The 2,498-nt window shown below is 72.5% G+C and carries 3 protein-coding genes; 1 reads left to right on the top strand and 2 read right to left on the bottom strand.

Annotated features, from left to right (window positions below):
* Together O3Q52_RS51910 and O3Q52_RS51905 are read right to left on the bottom strand one after the other, a co-directional pair.
* The coding region (locus O3Q52_RS51910; protein ID WP_269655371.1) for a DUF3037 domain-containing protein at nucleotides 1-262 on the bottom strand (262 nt) is incomplete at its 3' end.
* On the bottom strand, nucleotides 259-1,026 hold the full coding sequence (locus O3Q52_RS51905) for a HipA family kinase (protein ID WP_269655370.1): 768 nt from the start codon (nucleotides 1,024-1,026) through the stop codon (nucleotides 259-261). The genes O3Q52_RS51905 and O3Q52_RS51910, both read right to left, overlap by 4 nt.
* A 51-nt stretch (nucleotides 1,027-1,077) precedes the next feature.
* Between O3Q52_RS51905 and O3Q52_RS51900 the strand changes: the two genes are divergently transcribed.
* Nucleotides 1,078-2,498, top strand: a 1,421-nt coding sequence (locus tag O3Q52_RS51900) for a DPP IV N-terminal domain-containing protein (RefSeq protein ID WP_269655369.1), incomplete at its 3' end; no start/stop codon positions are given.

Genomic DNA, 2,498 nt, shown 5'->3' with positions numbered 1-2,498 from the left:
CGGCCTGACCCGCCGCCGCTCCCCCGGCACAGACGCCCTCGACGGCGCGCAGAGCGGCCCGGACCCCGGCCGCGTCCGCCTCCGGGTCGAGGGCCCGCAGCTTGGTCTCGTCGAGATGGGTGTGGGCGGCCACGAAGGACTTGGCGCGGCAGTACACGAGCACGCCCGCGTTGAAGTACTCCCCTCGCTCGACCCGCGGCACCACCCGCAGCAGCGCGTACTCGTAGACGTCACGACCGTCCCGGCCGTCGCGCTCGCTCACTTCGTGCCCTCCTGGCTCGTCCGGACGCGCTCGTGAACGGTGGCGGCGCGGGCGAGCAGCGGCTCCGCGTACGCGCGCCTGAGCGCGTCCGTCGACTCGAACCCCGGTTCGTCCCGCAGCCACTCCTCCGGGATCGCCGCGGTCACCTCGGCGAGCAGCTCCTCGGTGACAAGGGGCGCCAACTCCGCGGCGGCGGAGGCGATGTCGGGGCCGAACGGCGCGAGTGCGTGGTCGGAGGCGTCGTACGGCTTGGCCGCGGAGGCCGCCGCGCCGGGCCAGTTGTGGTGCCAGATCATGGTGGCGCCGTGGTCGATGAGCCACAGATCGCCGTGCCGAACCAGCATGTTAGGGTTCCGCCACGATCGGTCGACATTGTTGACCAGCGCGTCGAACCAGACGATTCTCCCGGCTTCTTCCGGGCTCACCTGGTGCGCGAGGGCGTCGAAGCCGATCGCCCGGGAGAGGAAATCCATCCCGAGATTCAGCCCCCCGCTCGACTTGAGCAACTCCTGCACTTCCTGGTCCGGTTCACCGAGCCCGATGACCGGATCGAGCCCGATCGTGACCAGGCCGGGTACGCGCAGGCCCAGGCGGCGGGCGAGTTCACCACAGACGACCTCCGCGACGAGGGTCTTCCGTCCCTGTCCGGCACCGGTGAACTTCATGACGTACGTTCCGAGATCGTCCGCCTCGACGAGCCCCGGCAGCGAGCCGCCCTCACGCAACGGCGTGACATAGCGGGTCGCGCTGACTTCCTTGAGCATCGCCCCAGGTTACTGGGGCGTTCCCCGTCCACTCGCACGAAGGGATCACCTGTGACCGCCGAAGACCTGCCCCTGCAGCACGCCCGTACGAAACGCTTCTCCCTCGGTGTGCCGCGCGGCTTCACCGTGTCGCCGGACGGCGACCGCGTCGTCTTCCTGCGCACCACGAGCGGCCGCTCCACGACGAGCCTGCTCTGGCTGTACGAGAACGGCGAGGAGCGGCCGCTCGCCGACCCGCTCGCGCTCGGCGACAGCGGCGAGGTCCCGGAGGCCGAGCGGATCCGCCGCGAGCGGGCGCGCGAGACGAGCGCGGGAATCGTCTCGTACGCCACCGACGCGGCCGTCCGCCTGGTCGTGTTCGCCCTCTCGGGCGCCCTGTGGGCCGTACGCACGGACGAGGGCGTCCCGCGCCGGATCCCCACGGCGGGCCCGGTCGTCGCCCCGCGCCCCAGCCCCGACGGCTCCCGCATCGCGTACGTGAGTGACGGCGCCCTCCGCGTCGTACGCATCGACGGCACGGCCGACCGCGCGCTGGCCAGGCCGGAGGGCCCGGAGGTCACGTACGGGCTCTCCGACCACGTCTCGGCCGAGTCACTGCACCGCACAGGGTCCTTCTGGTGGTCGCCGGACGGGGACGCGCTGCTGGTGGTGCGGGTCGACAGCGCGCCGGTCCAGCAGTGGTTCATCAGCGATCCGGCGGACCCGACGCGTCCGCCGCGCGCGATCCGCTATCCGGCCGCGGGCACCGCCAACGCCGAGCTGTCGCTGCACGTGGTGGGTCTGGACGGCGAGCGCGTCGAGGTACGGCTCCCCAAGGAGGCCTCCGAGTCGCATCCGGCGGGTGAGTGGACCGACCCGTCCTTCGAGTACGTCGTGCACGCGGCCTGGGACGGCGCCGGGCCCTCCGCCGTCGTGCAGACCCGGGACCAGCGCTCGGCGTATCTGCTCCGGATCGGTTCCTCTACGGGCCTGACCACGACGCTCCACCATCTCCGGGACGCCGCCTGGCTGGAGTTCATACCCGGAACCCCGGCAGCCACCGCCACCGCCGGTCTCGTCCTCACCACCCAGGAGGGCTCGCGCGGACTGCTGTTGACCGAGACGGGGGTGCGCACTCCGGAGGGCATGTACGTCCACGAACTGCTCGGCGTGGTGGGCGACCGGCTCTACTTCACGGCGTCCGAGGAGCCGACGGAGACGCACGTCTGGTCGTACGACCCGGAGAAGGGCTTCGAGCGGCTGACCGACGAGCCGGGCGTGCACCGCGCCACCGTCGGGGGCGACACCGTCGTCCTGGACAGCACCACCCTCGACGGGCAGACGGTGAGCGTGCTGCGGGACGGCGGACCGGCCGGGCGGATCCGGGTGCTGGCCGAGCGGCCGGTGACCGAGCCGCGCCCCCGCTTCCTGACCCTCGGCGAGCGGGAGCTGCGGGCGGCGCTGTACCTGCCGACGTCGCACGGACCGGGGGC

The sequence above is a fragment of the Streptomyces sp. ActVer genome (assembly GCF_027270795.1).
Classification (GTDB): domain Bacteria; phylum Actinomycetota; class Actinomycetes; order Streptomycetales; family Streptomycetaceae; genus Streptomyces; species Streptomyces umbrinus_A.
The sequence above is the reverse complement of the archived record's forward strand: the minus strand, read 5'-3'. Positions and strand labels throughout refer to the sequence as shown.

Excerpts from the sequence above, each read along its gene's own strand:
- O3Q52_RS51905 (WP_269655370.1), bottom strand. The coding sequence starts at position 1,026 with ATGCTCAAGGAAGTCAGCGCGACCCGCTATGTCACGCCGTTGCGTGAG.